Below are 18,276 nucleotides of genomic sequence, written 5' to 3'. Positions count from 1 at the left end.
AGAGTATGTTTACTCCCAGTTACCAGAGTTATTATTTGCTTCTTCAAGAGAGCCAACCATCAAACCAGGATATTTGTTCAATCGAATACGGTTTCCGTTTTCTTCCTTTAATTCATCAAGATATTCATTTTTAATATCTTCGAAAATAATCATGTTGGATACTTTCGCTTCAAAAACCTGAACTTTTACCTGAGAACCAGTAACGATGATGCCAGCACCCATTTTAAATTGATGTTTCCCTTTGGTGAAAGGTACATATTTTAAGTTTTCGATTGGATAATCTTTACCGAAAATAGTGTCAAGAGCTGCAATCATAATGGTATCACGAATGATGAAACCTTTCTTTACCGCTTCTTTTTCAGTCATACCAGCGTCGTATTGCTCGTCAGTTAATGTACCTTCCGATTTTACCAATGGCATAGAATCTGTTTTGATAAAATTGATTAAAGTATCGAAACTTCCTGTATACTTACCATTAACATCTTTATAAGCAACCTGCGCTTTACGGATATCTTGTAATTGATCAATAATTCGATCGTAACGCTGCGCTTTAATTTTACGAAATTCTAGTGGCTTGTTAATACTTTGGTAACTTAAATAAGCCAGTGCAACGATTGCTATAAAAAGTAAGATTTGAAAGACTTTTTTCATTTTTATTCTTATTAGTTTGTGTAAGTTTGTCTGCAAATTTAAAAAAAAAATCTATTTGGCTATTTTTATATCCGTAAAATTTAAGTGAAATGCTAAAAAATCATATAGCTGAGAAGGTCATCGAACACCTTAATTTTGCTCCAACAAGCGATCAAACTAAGGCTATAGTTGGTTTAGCGGATTTTGTTACGCAGCTAAAGAATCAAAAAATATTTTTGTTAAAAGGGTACGCAGGAACTGGTAAAACGACTTTGGTAAGTGCTCTTACTTCAACATTGAACGAATTAAAAATAAATTCTGTGCTTTTAGCTCCTACCGGAAGAGCTGCAAAAGTGTTAGGACAATATGCAAAAAGGCCTGCTTTTACCATTCATAAAAAAATATACCGACAAAAATCTCTTGCTGATGCTGATGCTGTTTTTGTGAAAGACAAAAATTTAAATACCAATACCATTTTTATTGTGGACGAGGCCTCGATGATTTCAAATTACTCTCCCGATATTTCTGTTTTTGGTTCTGGTTGTTTGCTTGATGATTTGATTGAGTATGTTTATTCAGGAAAAAATTGTCGATTAATATTAATTGGAGATTCTGCACAGTTGCCACCGGTTGGATTGGATATAAGTCCGGCACTTGATCCGGAAGAATTGAGGGCTTGTTACCACTTCGATATAGAGGAATTCATCTTAAAGCAGGTAGTACGACAAAATGAAAATTCAGGTATTCTTATGAATGCAACTGGGTTGAGAAAAATGCTAAGCAATGATGAGGAAGGCTACCCTGTTTTACTTACTCGTAATTATCCTGATATATGCAGAATTGGAGGGGGAGAGCTTATTGAAGAATTGTCATCAGCACACTATAAATATGGAGTTGAAGATACAATTGTAATTAGCCGATCGAATAAAAGGGCGAACCGTTTTAATCAAGGAATTCGAAACACTGTCATGTATCGAGAAGAAGAGATTTCCAATGGGGATCTCCTTATGGTGGTAAAAAATAATTATTTCTGGGCTCATGATATTGAAGATATGGATTTTATTGCCAATGGTGATATTGTGGAAATTGTTAAAATTCACAATCATATCGAGCTTTATGGATACAGATATGCCGAAGTAACGATTAAATTTCCGGATTACAATGGTGTGGAATTGGATACCATGATAATGCTGGATTCATTGGACATAGAAACAGCATCGCTTGGATACGAGGCAACCAAAAAATTATTCTTTACAATTGCCGAAGACTATGCGGATATACGAGCAAAAAAGAAGCGCTATGAAAAGGTTCGCAACAATAAATTCTTTAATGCCTTACAAGTTAAATTTGCTTATGCAGTTACCTGTCATAAGGCTCAGGGTGGACAATGGAAGGCAGTGTTTGTAGATCAAGGATATCTAACCGATGAATTACTGAATAAAGAATATTACAGGTGGTTGTATACATCTTTAACCAGAGCGACAGAGAAATTGTACCTTGTTAATTTTAAGAAAGAATTTTTCCCCGACGAACCCGAGTTTTAAAGTTCTATGCCAATAACTAATATATCGTCGGTTTGCTCGTTGCTATTTTTCCACTTCTCAAGCCAGTTAAAAATATCTGATTTTTGAAGGTTGATAGATTTATTCTGAACTTCCAGGAGTTTTTCAAAAAATTGTTTACGTTTCAATCTTTTTTGCTGATCGCCACCTAGCTGGTCGGTAATACCATCGCTATATAGGAAAATCCTGTCTCCTGTTTGAAATTTAATCTTGTTAACAGAAAACTCTACGAATTCTGACTCTTTTCCAATTGAATTTCTATCTCCTGCAATTTCGAAAAGTGAGAATTGGTTATTACTGATTTTAGCCTCAGTATCTTCGTTGTTTACAATCAACTGTGTATTATTTTTTCTTATTAGCACAAGAGATCTTTTGGCACCTACAAACTCAACAATGCTTTCTTGTGGATAGATGGAACAGAAAATACCATCCATGCCATCGTATTGCGTATAGGTATCACCTGATGTATTAAGAACGCAACTGAATTTCCTACTTAGTAAAGGAAAAATCTGATCGGCTTGTATTTCGTTACCATTCTGAGATAAGGTGTGTAACTCCATTTGTCCCATAACGGTTAACATGGCAGCAGGTACACCATGGCCGGTGCAATCAAATACAGCAATACTATTTTTGTGATAGTTTTGTTGTATCCAATAAAAATCGCCTCCTATAACGTGTTTAGGCAGATTAATAATAAATGATTTGGGATACAATCTTCTAAAATGTTCAGAATCTGGCAGTATCGATCTTTGTATGCGCTGTGCATGAATCATTCCTTGGTGAATGTCGTAGTAGGATTTGTATTTGGTGATTTCCTGTTTTTGTTGATTAATTTGAAAAGCGATAAGAACCTTGGTTTGTAATTCTGTAAAATCGATCGGTTTTTTTACGTAATCCTGGGCACCCAGGTTAAGAGTTGCCTTGATGCTTTCCATTTCGGTTTTCGCAGTAACCATGATTACGGGAATGTCTTTAAGCCTTTCGTTTGCTTGGATACGCTCAAGAACTTCTATTCCATCCATTATGGGCATCATGATGTCAAGTAAAATAACATCAGGATTATTACTTTCGAGCCAGACAAGTGCCTGCGGGCCACTTTCCTTAGAAATTACTTCATAATCACGTCTAAAATATGCCTCAATCAACTTATTGTTGATGGGTGAGTCGTCAACAGATAGAATAGTTTTTTTGGTATCCATAGATAAAAATAAGCGTAGGGTAGCAATTATGCCACCCTAAAAATATTAGTTTAATTTCAAAGAATCGATAATTCCTTGAATTTTTTTGTTTGCCTTTTCTTCAGTTGCATAGAATTCTTCAATAGAAGGCAATTCTTCTCTTACCTCGAAATAGTATTTAATTTTTGGTTCTGTTCCCGATGGACGAACAGATATCTTTGTTCCATCTTCAAGATAAAATTGAAGTACATCGGCAGTAGTTTCAAAATCAAGATCTGAAGCTTCTCCTGTTATAGGATTTGTAGCTTTTCTGGTAGTGTAATCTTTTACCAAAACCAGTGGAGATCCATTTATTTCTTTTGGTGTGTTGAATCTGTAATCATGCATCATTTGTGCAATTTCTTGAGATCCTTGCAATCCTTCACGAACAATATAGATCATTTTTTCTTTCGAGAAGCCATACTCCAGGTAAATCTCTTTTAGAATATCGAATAGATTTTTGCCTTGATCTTTTGCCCATGCTGCAATTTCTGCCATTACACTACAAGCTGAAACGGCATCTTTATCGCGGGTAAAGTCCCCTGGCATATATCCGAACGACTCTTCGCCACCACCAACGTAATTTTTTTCAGGGTTTTTGCGCATCACATCAGCAATCCACTTAAAGCCGGTGTAGGCATCGAAACACTCAACATTGTTTTTCTCAGCTACATCTTTAAAAAGTTCTGTAGTCACAATGGTTTTAACAACATAGTCATTTCCTGTTAGTAAACCCAATTCGCGCCTTCTTCTTATTAAATAATATGTAAATATTAAAGCGGTTTGGTTACCATTAATGATTTCCCATTCACCTTTGTCATTTTTTACAGAAATTCCTAGTCTGTCTCCGTCTGGGTCACATGCCATAACCAAGTCTGCATTAATTTCTTCTGCCTTATCAACAGCCATTTTTAATGCTTCCGGTTCTTCGGGGTTTGCCGACCAAACTGTTGGGAAGTTGCCATCGACAACATCTTGCTCCGGAATGTGAACTACATTTTCGAATCCGTAATTTGCAAGCGAATCCGGAACCAATTTTACGGTAGTACCATGTAAAGGTGTAAATACAATTTTTAAATCTTTTTGATTCTTAATTGCTTCAGGGGATAAGCTTAAAGTTTTAACCGTGTCAAGGTATAGTTTGTCCATTTCGGCACCAAGAACTTCAATTAATTCCGGATTTCCCTCGAATTTGATGTCCTCAACTTTTACAGCTTTTACTTCGTCGATAACATTTTTATCGTGTGGAGGAACCAATTGAGAACCATCTTCCCAATAGGCTTTGTATCCGTTATATTCCTTTGGATTGTGCGAAGCTGTAATGATTACTCCAGACTGACAACCCAAATGACGAATCGCAAACGACATTTCTGGAGTAGGACGTAAGTCTTCGAAAATATACGCTTTAATACCATTGGCAGAGAAAATATTTGCTACAGTATCTGAGAATAGTTTGCTGTTGTTGCGACAGTCATATCCAATACAAACAGATATCTGTTCTTTGTTCGGGAATGACTTGTTAAGGTAATTTGCTAAACCTTGAGTAGCAGCACCAACAGTATAAATGTTCATACGGTTGGTTCCAGGCCCCATTTTTCCTCTTAAACCACCTGTTCCAAACTCCAAGTCTTTGTAAAAAGAATCGATTAGTCCAGTTCTGTCTTCTTGATTAAGAAGAGTTTTTACTTCATCTTTGGTTACCTGATCGTAATTTCCTTCTAACCAACTATTGGCTTTTGCAATTACATTGTCTAAAATTTCCGCTTTTTCCATTTCCGAAAATATTTCTTTGGTTAACTTTTAATTCGTTTGATGCAATGATATATCCTCTCCCTCCAATGTGGAATATCCAGATCAAAAGTATTTTTAATTTTTGATTTATTCAAGACGCTAAAGTGGGGTCTTTTGGCTAAAGTGCTAAATTCTTCGCTATCTGTGGTGTGAATTGTGCACTTATTTTTAGCAATTAGCTGAATTTCTGTAGCAAAATCGAACCAACTGCAAACGCCTTCGTTGGAATAGTGATATGTGCCAAAATCCTTAAAATCTTTATTGCTTTTAATTTTCTCTATGATTTGAAGAATGCAATCAGCCAAATCGTAGGCATAAGTAGGGGTGCCAATCTGATCCACAACCACATTTAATTCAGTTCTTTCTTTTCCTAAATTCAACATCGTTTTCAGAAAGTTTTTCCCGAAAGGAGAATACAACCATGATGTTCGTATGGTAATATGATTTGGGCAGTGTTTTTGCAACATCAATTCACCCTGAAGCTTTGTACTGCCATATACACTCTGGGGTTTTGTGGTTTCGTCTTCGGTATATGGTTTATACCCCTGACCGGAAAAAACGTAATCGGTTGATATGTGAATTGGAACAATTTGATGTTGATTAGAGAGTAAAGCCAGATTTTTAACCGCATCCGCATTAAGAAGTTTAGCGGCTTCTATTTGTTCTTCTGCTCTGTCTACATTTGTGCAGGCGGCGCAGTTAATCAGGAAACTGATATTTTTATCAGCAATAAACTTTTCAGTGGCTTCAAACGAAGTGATATCTAATTCTTCAACATCGGTAAAAATGAAATGAAACAGCGGATACTTTTCTGATATTTCTTTTATTTCAGACCCCAACTGTCCGTTGCTTCCGGTTACTAAGATGTTTGTCATGCTTGACGATTTATTTTCCAAATTTGAAGTTTTTCTCTGCTTCGGTAAAGTTTGGCATCACTTTGTCTTTTGGAGAGATAATTGCTTTGTCAGGTTCAATTCTCCAATCAATATTTAAATAAGGATCGTTATAATTAAGGCCTCGTTCAGCTTCGGGATTATAAAAATTATCACACTTGTATACAAAGGTAGCCGTTTTGCTTAATACTGAAAAACCATGTGCAAATCCACGTGGAATAAGGAATTGAATTTTATTTTCGGCCGATAATTCAATGCCTCTCCATTTTCCAAAGGTTGGCGATCCTTCTCTTAAGTCAACTGCTACATCAAAAACTTTACCTTCAATAACTCGAACCAATTTGGTTTGAGAGTAAGGAGCCAATTGGTAATGTAGGCCTCTGATTACTCCATAACCTGATTTTGATTCGTTGTCTTGTATAAAATGTAAATCAAGATCATGTTTTAAGAATTCTTTCTTGTTGTAGCTCTCAAAAAAGTATCCTCGTTCATCTTCAAAAACTTTTGGTTGAATGATTAAAAGGTCAGGGATTTCGGTTTTTATAATTTCCATAAGTGTTTGTTTAGACCTCTTTTGTAATTCGAACTAAATACTGACCATACTGGTTTTTGAGTAATGGCTCAGCCAATTTTAGTAACTGTTCTTTATCGATAAAGCCATTTCGGTAAGCAATTTCTTCTATACAGGCCACCTTTAATCCTTGTCTTTGCTCAATGGTAGCAATAAAATTAGAGGCTTGTAACATACTTTCGTGCGTACCAGTGTCGAGCCAGGCCATTCCTCTGCCTAAAACTTTTAGGCAAAGCTTATTTTCTTTTAGATAGATTTCATTCAAATCAGTAATTTCAAGTTCACCACGTTTCGATGGCTTCAAGGATTTAGCTTTTTCAACTACGGTATTATCATAGAAATATAAACCTGTTACTGCATAGTTCGACTTTGGTTTTTCGGGCTTTTCTTCTATGCTTTTAACAAGACCATTCTCATCAAATTCAGCTACACCATATCTTTCCGGATCGTTAACATGATAGCCAAAAACCAAGGCACCATCGGTTAATTTTGCTGATTTTTCCAGCTGTCTGCTAAATTCATAACCATAGTAAAGGTTATCTCCTAAAATCATGCAAACCGAACTGTCTCCGATAAACTCTTCGCCAATAATAAAAGCTTGCGCCAATCCATCGGGCGAAGGCTGCTCAGCGTAAGAAAGATCCAAACCGTACTGACTTCCATCGCTAAATAAATCTTTGTATAAAGGCAAATCCTTTGGAGTAGAAATGATTAATATTTCTTTGATCCTGGCAAGCATTAAAACAGACAAAGGATAATAAATCATCGGTTTGTCGTAAATCGGGATAATTTGTTTCGATATACTTTTGGTAATTGGGTACAGACGAGTGCCTGAGCCTCCGGCAAGTATAATTCCTTTCATGTGCCTACTGATGTAAATTTATGAGTGCGATTTGGGTCATCATTTTTAATGATTTATCTCTGTTTCAATAGTGTATCAAAATATGAGATTGTTTTTCTTAATCCTTCAGTTAATTGAACTTTAGGTTCCCAATTGTCAAGTTCTTTTTTTGCAAGGCTAATATCAGGCTGTCTTTGTGTAGGATCGTCCTGAGGAAGTGGAAGATTGACAATTTTGGATTTGGAGTTGGTCAATTCAATTACGTTTTGAGCTAATTCCAATATGGTAAACTCATTAGGATTTCCGAGGTTAACAGGACCTGTAAAATTGTGTCGTGTAGACATCATTCTTGACATGCCTTCTACCAAATCGTCGACATATTGAAAGCTTCGTGTTTGAGAGCCATCTCCAAAAATGGTGATATCCTCGTTTTGCAAGGCCTGAACTATAAAGTTGGAAACAACACGACCATCGTCAGGATTCATATTAGGGCCATAGGTATTGAAAATACGAATGATTTTAATATCCACATTGTTTTGGTTGTGATAATCCATAAACAAAGTTTCGGCACAACGCTTTCCTTCGTCGTAGCAGGAACGAATACCTATAGGATTTACATTTCCCCAATAATCTTCGGTTTGGGGATGAATTTCAGGATCGCCATAAACTTCGCTGGTTGATGCCTGCAGTATTCTTGCTTTAACACGCTTTGCAAGACCTAGCATGTTAATGGCTCCCATTACTGACGTTTTAATCGTTTTTATTGGGTTGTATTGGTAGTGAACAGGTGAGGCCGGACAGGCGAGATTGTAGATTTCGTCAACTTCGGCAAAATAAGAAGAGGTTACATCATGCCGAACCAATTCAAAATATGGATTATCGAGAAGGTGAGCGATGTTTGCTTTGGCGCCTGTAAAATAATTGTCCAGGCAAATTACATCATTCCCTTCATTTAATAATCGTTCGCAAAGGTGTGATCCGATAAATCCGGCACCTCCCGTAACAAGTATTCTTTTCATGTGTATGGTATAGTTAAATTCCTCCCGATGCCGGGAGGAATTGATGAATTGAAATTATTTAGTAAAAACTTTATCATTTACGCCGATTACTTCTCTACCAATCGAGTAATAAATGTAATCATTGTCTTTCATTTCTTCAATATCGTAAATGTTTCTTCCGTCGAAAATAATTTTGTTTTTCAATAGTTTTTCCATTACACGGAAATTAGGCACTTTAAATTCGTTCCATTCGGTTACAACAATTAATGCATCCGCATCAATTAATGCTTCGTATTGATCTTTTGCATACTGAACAGTGTTTCCAATTCGTCTTTCACACTCTTCCATAGCTACTGGGTCGTAAACAACAATTTCTGCACCTTCTTTCAGTAATTTGTCAATTACAACCAAAGCAGGAGCCTCGCGCATATCATCGGTGTTTGGTTTAAACGAAAGTCCCCAAATACCAAACTTTGTGCCTTTAAGATCCCCTTCGAAGTGCGACATTACTTTTTTGTACAGTACACTTTTTTGTCGATTGTTCACAAACTCAACGGCCTTTAAAATTTCAAGCGGATGTCCTTCCTGTTCCGAAGTTTTAACCAAAGCCTGAACATCTTTAGGGAAGCAAGAACCGCCATATCCTGTTCCGGGATATATAAATTTATTTCCAATTCGCGAATCGGAACCAATTCCTTTTCTAACATTGTTTACATCAGCGCCAACAATTTCGCACAGGTTAGCAATGTCATTCATGAATGATATTTTTGTGGCAAGCATAGAGTTTGCAGCATATTTAGTCATCTCTGCCGATGGGATATCCATAAAAATAACCGGATGGTTATTCATTAAGAAAGGCTTGTATAGTCTCTTCATTACCTTTTGAGCCTTTTCCGATTCGGTTCCAATCACAACACGGTCAGGTTTTAAGAAATCGTTAATGGCTGCACCTTCCTTCAAAAACTCCGGATTCGATGCTACATCAAAAGTTAAATCAGAATTGCGATTGTCAAGTTCTTCCTGTATGGCTGCTTTAACTTTTTTTGCAGTACCAATTGGCACAGTACTTTTGGTAACAACAACCAAGTAGTGTTGCATGTGTTTACCAATTTCTCTGGCAACGCCAAGTACATATTGTAAGTCGGCACTTCCATCTTCGTCAGGTGGTGTTCCAACAGCAATAAAGGCTGAATCTGCTTCGGCGATACTATCTTTTAAGCTGGTCGAGAAGAATAAGCGACCTTTCTCCATGTTGCGTTCCACCATTGGAGTTAAGCCTGGTTCGTAAATAGGAATAATTCCTTTGTTAAGATTGTCAATTTTTTTCTGATTAACATCTACACAAGTAACGGTAATCCCGGTTTCTGCAAAACAGGTTCCTGAAACAAGACCAACGTAACCTGTACCAACAATAGTAATGTTCATATAGATAACTTTTTAAGTGATTTTTTTACGGCTTAAGTTATGTTGCCGTAAAATAAGTCAAAATAAATTTAAGTAATAGCCTTTTGAAAGAAGCTTTTTCTCTTCGTTTCATTTATCTTATTTTCTTACGGAAGATTTATTGAATGGTTTCTTCTAATTGGTTAAAAATTATATTGTTGAGGATTTTAAATACATCCATATTTCATTTCTTGCTTGCTTTTTGAGACTTATTTCATGCCAATGCTGGCATTACAAGACTGAATTCAATTCTATCATTTTTGCAGTTTGCACTGATTTTGAATCGAATCTTGTTTTTTTGATACATTGAATGAGGGTATACAAAAACTCTTTGATACCCTCCTTCTGCAAACGATAATTACTTGTATTAACTAACGTGAGTTCGAGGTAAAATTCGTTCACAGTTTGCACTGATTTTGAGTAGAAATTTTATCAAATTTTCGAAGGAATATCGGGATATTTCAAGAAGATTTGAGGAAATTTATGCCGATAGCAGGCAAACACATAATGGAAAGTTCTCTTTACGACATCTTCACATTAAAAATTCCTCAAAATAGCCCGCTATTCTTTCCAAATTTTAAATGCAAATCTATCGCAAATATAACTTTCTGTGGATAGAATTTTACGTCGAACTCACGTTAACTATTATCAGCTATTGCTAAGTGTTTTCAGCTTCTTCCTTTTTTTTTGTTTCTGGTTTTTCTCCTTTTGATTTAACTGGCGATTAATTCGTTTATTTCAGAACAGGCGTCAATTCATGACTGATCAACATTTAAATCTGCCATGTTATCGATGTATTTAAACAAAAGCTTGATTTTTTTAGAGCTTTTATAGTATAAAGGCTGTTGGTGTGCTCTCTTTGTGCTTGTATTTCCTTTCTACTGGTGTGGAAATTTTTAAAATCATTAAGCACCTTAGTGAGTTTGGTTTGCCAATCGCTTGCATTTATGGTTACAATGGCTGAGCGTTAATTTGTTCGAAATTAAATGGGGAAACTTTCTTAGGAATCTAGCCTATTCATAAATCAGAGCATAGCTGTTAAGGTGAAAAGAGCTTAATATTGATGATTAACGAACCTTAGTATGCCAGACCCGTACTTAGGTGGTGGGAGAGGTGCACCAATAGGCTTTTAGCTCACTGGCCATCTCCTCGATAGTCATTTCGTTGTTTGATCAGAGTTATCATTGTTCGTATAAATTCTTTTTTCCAATAGGGATGTGAATTTAACTATTTGTTATAAAACAAGCTGATTCCAGTTCAAATTCTGATTGCTACATTTTTTTTACCAATAATATCTTCAATTTTATAAAACAGAATCGCATTAAATAAAATAAAAACCATTATAGGCCAAAATCCAAATTTCATTGAAATCCAACTAGAAGCTCCCCAACTATGCGCTAGTAAAACAAATAATAGGAAAATTCGAGATGCTTTTCTAGGTAGATAGTAGCCTAAAATTCCGATCAAGATCATCCAAAGTCCACAAACTATAAATATTCCCGAAACATGGTTTTTCATCATAAAGTTTCCAATGGGATTTCCTTCATTCGCCATACTCAAATTTCCATTCCAATATTCATTCGATTGGCCTAAAATCGTTATTATAGTATCAAATAAACTTACCCATAAAGCAGGGATCAATGCAAGTAGTTTTTCTTTTTTATTCATTTAGTCATTTTTAAAACATGAGTATACTCCAAAATGAATGGCAACATCGTTTAGCAGTAGGAATCCATCACTGGCTTATGATTTTACAGCTTGATCACGATTCCAAATCTAAGAATTATAATCAATATTATCACGATTTAACAAGTAAGAACTCACATTGGGTTTGTTAAAAGCAGATCAATTCAATTTAGATGCCTCAAAATAAGCATATCATGCCTTTAGGTCTGGATGATTTACAAAAGTATGGCAATTGAAAACAGAACAAAAAAGCATTGTCGGAGAAAATAACTGTAGAAATTTCCCAAGCACATTGTTCAAGAGACAATGCCCTATGAAATTCTCTAGGGGTGTTGTGCAAGTGACAATGCCCTATGAAATTCTCTAGGGCCATTGATCAAGTGACAACGCCCTATGAAATTCCCTAGAGCCATTGTTCGAAAGGAAAAAGGGCTTTTTAAATTTTTAGGGCTTTGTCTTTTGAGAAAAGCGGTTTTTGAACTTAAAAAAAGCGGATTGTCACTTAAACAATGTCTGTATGAATTTTAAAATGACATTGTCACTTGAACAATGGCCATTTTGAATTTGATTTTGGCATTGTCAGTCGATCAAAGTGCGTTTTTAAATTCAAAAGGCCTTTTTCCTTTCGATCAACGCTCCTAAAAATTTTAATATGCCATTGTCAATCGAGTTTTATACTATCTTAAATTTACAAGTGGCATTGCTACTTGAACAAGGAGTATAATAAAATTTTTAAATGGCTTGGTTTTTACAATTCATCACCAAAATAATTTCTACCCCTCTAAAACAAAAGATATAGGTTAACTTTAAAGTTCTGTTGTTCCCTGAGGCATTTGCAAAATCATCACGAAGCAGGTTCAGGCTTTTGAACCACTGAACGGGTATTCCATCGCTCAGAAAGTCTGTTGGTGGTTTCAAATCCCTACGTGCATTTATCAGCATTAGTAAAAAGCCTTTGTGTTTCTTGCTGAATTCCTTCCTGATTCCTTTGTGGTAAAATTTTTTATGGCATGAAAGGAGCATGATTCAAAATTATTATTAAACCTACACGCTAATGATTATTTTGATCTTGCGGCTTCCATTTGGCAAATGGGAAAAACTATAAACAGAAACTAAAAAAAACAGAAACTCATACAAAGTTCCTGTTTTTACTTAAGCTGACTTTTTGTGGCGGATCTTTTTAATCGAACACAGGTTATTATATTTTCTTCACATACTTGGTAAGTATATAGATTTGCTGTCCTTCTACACGTCCTTCAATATGAGTTGGATCATCGGCAACCAAAGATATTCTTCGTACTGCTGCGCCGCGTTTTGCAGTAAAACCGGCTCCCGAAACTTTAAGGTCTTTAATCAATACCACGCTATCGCCAGGTTGTAGCTCAACGCCATTGCTGTCAATGTGTTTTACTTTGTCTTCCTCATCTTCATCTTCGCCGGTTGCTTTTGCCCAAGCCGTGGTTTCTTCGTCCAAATAAAGCATGTCTAATAAATCTTGTGGCCAGCCTTCTGTTTTTAGACGGTTTAACATTCTCCATGCCATTACCTGTACTGCAGGGATGGTACTCCACATGCTATCATTCAAACAACGCCAGTGATTGGCATCCATTTTATCTTTGTCTTCCACTTGTTCTTTGCAAGTAGCACAAACCAAAATATGTTCATCAATAGAACCATTTGATGGTGCTACTTCATACGGACTTAGCTTGTCTTCCGATCCACACAGTTCGCAAATCGCCGAACGAGTTAGTAATTCCTTCTCGATATTCATATTGTTATTAATCTTTATTTAATTCTTGTTATTGTGGATTTTTTGCAAAGGTAATCTAAAAATTAAAGTTTGAATTGAATGCTAGAATGTAGTGTCGGAAATCTTATTCTAAATTGGTTAGAACCTATCTGGATACATGTTTTATCGCAGGATTTTGCCAAAAAAATGTCGTAACTTGTACGTTCTTAAGGAATAATTTATACTTTTGCACGGAATTTTATATATAATGTCTAATTTATTAGTAAATCAGTAGTTTAACACATGGTTGAAGAAAACAAAAAAGTTGACAATTCTGCATCAGAAGCAGAATTTGATTGGGATGCTTTCACTAACGACGAAGGTTTTGCAGGTGAAAAGAGAACCGAATTAGAAGCAATGTATGATAAGACTTTATCAACAGTTGCCGAAAAAGAAGTAATTGACGGTACAGTTATTTCTTTAAACAAAAGAGAAGTTGTAATCAACATTGGTTACAAATCAGATGGTATTATAAGCTTAAACGAATTTCGTTACAACCAGGAATTAAAGGTTGGCGATTCTGTTGAAGTTTACGTTGAGTCGCAAGAAGACAAAAAAGGACAGTTGGTTCTTTCACACAAAAAAGCTCGCGCTTTACGTTCATGGGATAGAGTTAATTCAGCTCTTGAAAATGACGAAATTATCAAAGGTTTTATCAAGTGTCGTACAAAAGGGGGTATGATCGTTGATGTATTCGGAATCGAGGCTTTCTTGCCAGGTTCACAAATCGACGTTAAGCCAATTCGCGACTACGATGTTTATGTTGGTAAAACAATGGAATTCAAAGTGGTTAAAATCAATCACGAATTCAAAAATGTTGTTGTATCGCACAAGGCTCTTATCGAAGCTGAACTGGAACAACAGAAGAAAGAAATTATTGCTAAGCTTGAAAAAGGTCAGGTATTGGAAGGAACTGTTAAAAACATCACTTCATACGGTGTATTTATCGACTTGGGTGGAGTTGACGGTTTGATTCACATTACAGATCTTTCTTGGGGTAGAGTAACTCACCCAAGCGAAATTGTTGAGCTTGATCAGAAATTGAATGTTGTAATTCTTGACTTTGATGATGATAAGAAACGTATTGCTCTAGGTCTTAAGCAACTTACTCCACACCCATGGGATGCTCTTGATGCAGAGTTGAAAGTTGGTGATACTGTAAAAGGTAAAGTAGTTGTAATGGCTGATTACGGTGCATTCGTTGAAATCGCTACAGGTGTTGAAGGTTTAATTCACGTTTCTGAAATGTCATGGTCACAGCACCTAAGATCTGCTCAGGATTTCATGAAAGTTGGAGACGAAGTAGAAGCTCAAATCTTAACTTTGGATCGCGAAGAGAGAAAAATGTCTCTTGGTATCAAGCAATTAAAAGCTGATCCATGGGCTGAGATTGACACTAAATATGCTGTTAACTCTAAGCACACTGCTAAAGTTCGTAACTTCACCAACTTTGGTGTATTTGTTGAAATTGAAGAAGGTGTTGACGGATTAATCCATATCTCTGATCTTTCTTGGACTAAGAAAGTGAAGCACCCAGCTGAATTCACTCAAGTTGGAGCTGAAATCGAAGTTAAGGTTCTTGAAATTGACAAAGAAAACAGAAGATTAAGCTTAGGACATAAGCAATTGGAAGAAAATCCATGGGATGTATTCGAGACCATCTTTACAACTGATTCTATTCACGAAGGTACTATCGTTGAGGTATTCGAAAAAGGAGCTGTTATTGCTCTTCCTTATGGTGTTGAAGGATTCGCTACTCCACGTCACTTGGTGAAAGAGGATGGTGCTCAAGCTAAAGTGGAAGAGAAATTACAATTTAAAGTAATTGAGTTCTCGAAAGCTGCCAAGAGAATTATACTTTCACACTCAAGAACTTTCGAAGATGTGAAAAAAGCGGAAGAAACTGCTGCGAAAAAAGAAGCTGCAAAATCAACTAAAAAAGGTGTTAAAAAAGTGAAAGATTCACTAGAAAAGACTACCTTAGGTGATATATCAGAATTAGCTGCTCTTAAATCGCAATTAGAAGGTGGTAAAGACGCTGAATAATCAAAAAAATAAGGTAACTATGGACTTCAAGATTGACAAGAAAGATGGATATACTTTAGTGCAGGTATTGAAAGACAAACTGGATACTCATATTGCTCCTGCTTTAAAATCAGAATTGGTTTTAATTTCTGGAAATGGTGAAAAAAATATCCTTTTGGATTTAACTCCTTGTACTTATTGTGATTCTTCTGGTCTTAGTGCGATTCTTGTAGCAAATAGGTTGTGTAAAAATGCAAACGGAACATTTGTTCTGTATGGCTTGCAGCCCGCTGTTGAAAGATTGGTTTCCATTTCACAGTTGGATTCAGTTCTTAACATTGCTTACAATATGGATGAGGCTGTTTCTACTATGAAAGCTCAAATTGAATTAAACAAGTAATTGGTGAAATTTGAAGTAACAATCTTAGGCAGTAACTCTGCTTTACCAACAACCAAAAGATATCCAACCGCTCAAGTGCTCAATGTGCTTGAGCGGTTCTTTTTAATTGACTGTGGCGAAGGTACACAAATTCAAATGAAGCGGTTCAAGGTTCCCATGAGCCGCATCAATCATATCTTTATATCACATACACATGGCGATCATATATTTGGACTAATCGGCTTGCTTTCTACCTACGCTCTTCAAGGGCGAAAATCCGACCTACATATATATGGGCATCGCAAGCTGGAGAAGTTAATTACTTTTCAGTTGGAAATTCTTGAAACCAAAAAGCAATACAATATTTATTTTCACACGATTTTTGGTCAAGAGACACAAACTCTTTTTGAGGATGATAAAGTATTTGTACAATCTTTTCCATTAAAACATGGAGCAATGCCTTGTGCCGGTTTTTTAGTTAAAGAAAAAGAAAGACCTCGTACCTTGCTTGCAGATTTGTTAGATCAATACAATATTCCCATTCGTTGTCGCCAGTCTTTAAAAATGGGGAAGGATTTTGTAACTGAAAGTGGTGATGTAATACCCAACAAGCAACTAACCAAAGATCCTTTACCAACACGCTCGTATGCTTTTTGTACGGATACCGCTCCATATAAGAAGATTATTCCAATCATTAAAAATGTGGATTTGCTGTACCACGAAGCAACTTTTTTAAAAACAGAAGCAAAGCTTGCGAAGGCTACCTATCATTCTACCTCCGAACAAGCGGCAGAAATAGCCAATGAAGCAGAGGTGAAGAAGTTGATCATCGGACATTTTTCAACTCGCTTTAAAACTTTGGATGAACATTTAAAAGAAGCGCAAACTGTTTTTGAAAATACCAGCTTGGCTGAAGATGGTAAGAAGTTCACTATAGAACTTGATCGCTAAAGAAAAAGCATTCAAATTTTTTATAATTTAGCATTTTGATAATATTGCTAACTGAAATCATCAAATCAGACTATTGTATTTGATACTAAAACTGTTAAACATGAAAAAAATATTAATCGTTCTTATGGCAGTTGCTATAAGTTCATCGCTTATTGCTCAAAAAAAACAAGACAAATCACAATTTAAAGAGTATGAAGCTGGCTATTATCAGAATTCAATTTTGAAAGATATCCGCATGGTTGATACTAAATTGGAAAGGAAAGAAGTGGATAAGAGATTCTTTATGGATCAAAGCTCCTATGATCTGCCAAATAAAATAGAATTGTATAAGGACAATACTGAATGGGCAAACCCTACAATTTCACAAGGGAATACTGGTACTTGCTGGTGTTTTTCAACTACCTCTTTTTACGAGTCAGAAGTATATCGGTTGTATAAAAAAAAGGTAGATATTTCTGAGCTGTATACAGTGTATTGCGAGTACATTGAAAAGGCTCGCCGTTTTGTTCAAGAGAGAGGAAACTCCATGTTTTCGCAGGGTTCGGAAGGAAATTCGGTATCAAGAATGTGGAAGATTTACGGAGCACTACCTCAAAGTGAATATTCGGGATTGTTGAATGGTCGTAAATTTCATACTCACGAAAAGATGTACCATGAAATGAAAGCTTACCTAAAAGGATTGAAAAAAAGCAATGCCTGGAACCAGGAAGAAGCAATTTCTACTATCAAAGCAATCATGAATCACTATATGGGAACTCCTCCAACTACATTTACCATCGATGGAAAAGAGTATACTTCTAAAACATACTTAAAGGATTATTTGAAGTTAAATCCTGATGATTACGTTGAAATTCTATCATACAAGCAAGAGCCATACTGGCAGCAGGTAGAGTATAAAGTGCCGGATAACTGGTGGCATTCCGAAGAGTATTATAATGTACCTCTGGATGATTACATGAAATCAATCAAAAAAGCCATTCGAAATGGTTACACCATGAGTATTGGCGGTGATGTTTCGGAAGCAGGTTTCCTTAGAACAACAAATTGTGCTATGGTGCCAAGTTTCGATATCCCTTCGGAATACATCAATGAAGATGCACGTCAGTTCCGTTTCTCAAATGGATCAACTACCGATGATCATGGAATGCATTTGGTGGGATATTATGTAAATAAAAATGGAAAAGATTGGTACCTGATTAAGGATTCAAGTTCAGGATCTCGCAATATCGATGAAAACTCTGCTGAGTTTGGTTACTATTTCTTCCATGAAGACTACGTAAAGCTTAAAATGATGGGCTATACCGTTCACAAGGATGCGGTAAAGGATTTACTAAAAAAGTTTAAATAAAATGACAACCCTTGAGGATTTCCTCAGGGGTTATTTAGTATTATAACAGTATTTCAGGTTAGTTTTTTGAATTCCTGTTAAAGGCATTTTAAAGTCGCAAATTTGTGTATCTTTGTACGCCAAATAAGATATCTGAACAACCCCAATTTATA

At 36.0% G+C, this 18,276-nt stretch carries 16 protein-coding genes; 5 read left to right on the top strand and 11 right to left on the bottom strand.

Going from position 1 to position 18,276, the window contains the following annotated elements; genetic code table 11:
- Positions 1-9: 9 nt before the first annotated feature.
- On the bottom strand, positions 10-651 hold the full coding sequence (locus ACO05S_RS03035; RefSeq protein WP_421920077.1) for a hypothetical protein: 642 nt from the start codon (positions 649-651) through the stop codon (positions 10-12).
- Between the two features lie 89 nt (positions 652-740).
- Here ACO05S_RS03035 and ACO05S_RS03030 point away from each other — a divergent pair, with 89 nt between their 5' ends.
- A complete protein-coding gene (locus ACO05S_RS03030) occupies positions 741-2,174 on the top strand; it encodes an ATP-dependent DNA helicase (protein ID WP_421920076.1) in 1,434 nt (477 codons plus the stop codon).
- Here the strand turns inward: ACO05S_RS03030 and ACO05S_RS03025 are convergent.
- The 10 genes from ACO05S_RS03025 to ACO05S_RS02980 form a co-directional block, all read right to left on the bottom strand.
- On the bottom strand, positions 2,171-3,391 hold the full coding sequence (locus ACO05S_RS03025; RefSeq protein ID WP_421920075.1) for a response regulator: 1,221 nt from the start codon (positions 3,389-3,391) through the stop codon (positions 2,171-2,173). The two genes, ACO05S_RS03030 and ACO05S_RS03025, sit on opposite strands and share 4 nt — an antisense overlap.
- Positions 3,392-3,436: 45 nt before the next feature.
- Positions 3,437-5,182, bottom strand: a complete 1,746-nt coding sequence (locus ACO05S_RS03020) for a phospho-sugar mutase (protein WP_421920074.1) — start codon at positions 5,180-5,182, stop codon at positions 3,437-3,439.
- Between the two features lie 20 nt (positions 5,183-5,202).
- Positions 5,203-6,075, bottom strand: a complete 873-nt coding sequence (gene rfbD, locus ACO05S_RS03015) for a dTDP-4-dehydrorhamnose reductase (RefSeq protein WP_421920073.1) — start codon at positions 6,073-6,075, stop codon at positions 5,203-5,205.
- A gap of 10 nt (positions 6,076-6,085) precedes the next feature.
- The gene (gene rfbC, locus ACO05S_RS03010; protein ID WP_421920072.1) at positions 6,086-6,646 is read right to left on the bottom strand and encodes a dTDP-4-dehydrorhamnose 3,5-epimerase; all 561 of its coding nucleotides are present in this window, start codon (positions 6,644-6,646) and stop codon (positions 6,086-6,088) included.
- A 10-nt stretch (positions 6,647-6,656) separates the two neighbouring features.
- A complete protein-coding gene (rfbA, locus tag ACO05S_RS03005) occupies positions 6,657-7,526 on the bottom strand; it encodes a glucose-1-phosphate thymidylyltransferase RfbA (protein ID WP_421920071.1) in 870 nt (289 codons plus the stop codon).
- Between the two features lie 53 nt (positions 7,527-7,579).
- Positions 7,580-8,524, bottom strand: a complete 945-nt coding sequence (locus ACO05S_RS03000; RefSeq protein WP_421920070.1) for a UDP-glucuronic acid decarboxylase family protein — start codon at positions 8,522-8,524, stop codon at positions 7,580-7,582.
- Between the two features lie 54 nt (positions 8,525-8,578).
- Complete coding sequence (locus ACO05S_RS02995) at positions 8,579-9,928, bottom strand: UDP-glucose dehydrogenase family protein (RefSeq protein WP_421920069.1); 1,350 nt, start codon at positions 9,926-9,928, stop codon at positions 8,579-8,581.
- Between the two features lie 1,275 nt (positions 9,929-11,203).
- Positions 11,204-11,614 carry a hypothetical protein gene (locus ACO05S_RS02990; protein WP_421920068.1) on the bottom strand — a complete coding sequence of 137 codons (411 nt, stop codon included), beginning with the start codon at positions 11,612-11,614 and terminating at the stop codon, positions 11,204-11,206.
- A 750-nt stretch (positions 11,615-12,364) separates the two neighbouring features.
- A complete protein-coding gene (locus ACO05S_RS02985) occupies positions 12,365-12,655 on the bottom strand; it encodes a hypothetical protein (protein WP_421920067.1) in 291 nt (96 codons plus the stop codon).
- Positions 12,656-12,830: 175 nt separating this feature from the next.
- Complete coding sequence (locus tag ACO05S_RS02980; RefSeq protein ID WP_421920066.1) at positions 12,831-13,403, bottom strand: PhnA domain-containing protein; 573 nt, start codon at positions 13,401-13,403, stop codon at positions 12,831-12,833.
- A 261-nt stretch (positions 13,404-13,664) separates the two neighbouring features.
- On the opposite strand from ACO05S_RS02980, the gene rpsA reads away from it, so the two are divergent.
- The 4 genes from rpsA (at position 13,665) to ACO05S_RS02960 (ending at position 18,124) form a co-directional block, all read left to right on the top strand.
- On the top strand, positions 13,665-15,467 hold the full coding sequence (gene rpsA, locus ACO05S_RS02975) for a 30S ribosomal protein S1 (RefSeq protein ID WP_421920065.1): 1,803 nt from the start codon (positions 13,665-13,667) through the stop codon (positions 15,465-15,467).
- A gap of 19 nt (positions 15,468-15,486) precedes the next feature.
- Positions 15,487-15,846 carry an STAS domain-containing protein gene (locus ACO05S_RS02970; protein WP_120240377.1) on the top strand — a complete coding sequence of 120 codons (360 nt, stop codon included), beginning with the start codon at positions 15,487-15,489 and terminating at the stop codon, positions 15,844-15,846.
- A 3-nt stretch (positions 15,847-15,849) separates the two neighbouring features.
- Complete coding sequence (locus tag ACO05S_RS02965) at positions 15,850-16,776, top strand: ribonuclease Z (protein WP_421920064.1); 927 nt, start codon at positions 15,850-15,852, stop codon at positions 16,774-16,776.
- A gap of 100 nt (positions 16,777-16,876) precedes the next feature.
- Positions 16,877-18,124 (top strand): C1 family peptidase, encoded by a 1,248-nt coding sequence (locus ACO05S_RS02960; RefSeq protein ID WP_421920063.1) that lies wholly within the window; start codon positions 16,877-16,879, stop codon positions 18,122-18,124.
- Positions 18,125-18,276 lie beyond the last annotated feature (152 nt).

It is taken from the genome of Marinifilum sp. (assembly GCF_965230805.1).
Taxonomy (GTDB): domain Bacteria; phylum Bacteroidota; class Bacteroidia; order Bacteroidales; family Marinifilaceae; genus Marinifilum.
This window is presented reverse-complemented; position numbering and strand designations above follow the sequence as displayed.

What these genes read in the sequence shown, in the direction of transcription:
- ACO05S_RS03035 (WP_421920077.1), bottom strand. Translation starts at nt 651, where the DNA reads ATGAAAAAAGTCTTTCAAATCTTACTTTTTATAGCAATCGTTGCACTG.
- ACO05S_RS03030 (WP_421920076.1), top strand. Translation starts at nt 741, where the DNA reads ATGCTAAAAAATCATATAGCTGAGAAGGTCATCGAACACCTTAATTTT.
- ACO05S_RS03025 (WP_421920075.1), bottom strand. Translation starts at nt 3,391, where the DNA reads ATGGATACCAAAAAAACTATTCTATCTGTTGACGACTCACCCATCAAC.
- ACO05S_RS03020 (WP_421920074.1), bottom strand. Translation starts at nt 5,182, where the DNA reads ATGGAAAAAGCGGAAATTTTAGACAATGTAATTGCAAAAGCCAATAGT.
- rfbD (WP_421920073.1), bottom strand. Translation starts at nt 6,075, where the DNA reads ATGACAAACATCTTAGTAACCGGAAGCAACGGACAGTTGGGGTCTGAA.
- rfbC (WP_421920072.1), bottom strand. Translation starts at nt 6,646, where the DNA reads ATGGAAATTATAAAAACCGAAATCCCTGACCTTTTAATCATTCAACCA.
- rfbA (WP_421920071.1), bottom strand. Translation starts at nt 7,526, where the DNA reads ATGAAAGGAATTATACTTGCCGGAGGCTCAGGCACTCGTCTGTACCCA.
- ACO05S_RS03000 (WP_421920070.1), bottom strand. Translation starts at nt 8,524, where the DNA reads ATGAAAAGAATACTTGTTACGGGAGGTGCCGGATTTATCGGATCACAC.
- ACO05S_RS02995 (WP_421920069.1), bottom strand. Translation starts at nt 9,928, where the DNA reads ATGAACATTACTATTGTTGGTACAGGTTACGTTGGTCTTGTTTCAGGA.
- ACO05S_RS02990 (WP_421920068.1), bottom strand. Translation starts at nt 11,614, where the DNA reads ATGAATAAAAAAGAAAAACTACTTGCATTGATCCCTGCTTTATGGGTA.
- ACO05S_RS02985 (WP_421920067.1), bottom strand. Translation starts at nt 12,655, where the DNA reads ATGCTCCTTTCATGCCATAAAAAATTTTACCACAAAGGAATCAGGAAG.
- ACO05S_RS02980 (WP_421920066.1), bottom strand. Translation starts at nt 13,403, where the DNA reads ATGAATATCGAGAAGGAATTACTAACTCGTTCGGCGATTTGCGAACTG.
- rpsA (WP_421920065.1), top strand. Translation starts at nt 13,665, where the DNA reads ATGGTTGAAGAAAACAAAAAAGTTGACAATTCTGCATCAGAAGCAGAA.
- ACO05S_RS02970 (WP_120240377.1), top strand. Translation starts at nt 15,487, where the DNA reads ATGGACTTCAAGATTGACAAGAAAGATGGATATACTTTAGTGCAGGTA.
- ACO05S_RS02960 (WP_421920063.1), top strand. Translation starts at nt 16,877, where the DNA reads ATGAAAAAAATATTAATCGTTCTTATGGCAGTTGCTATAAGTTCATCG.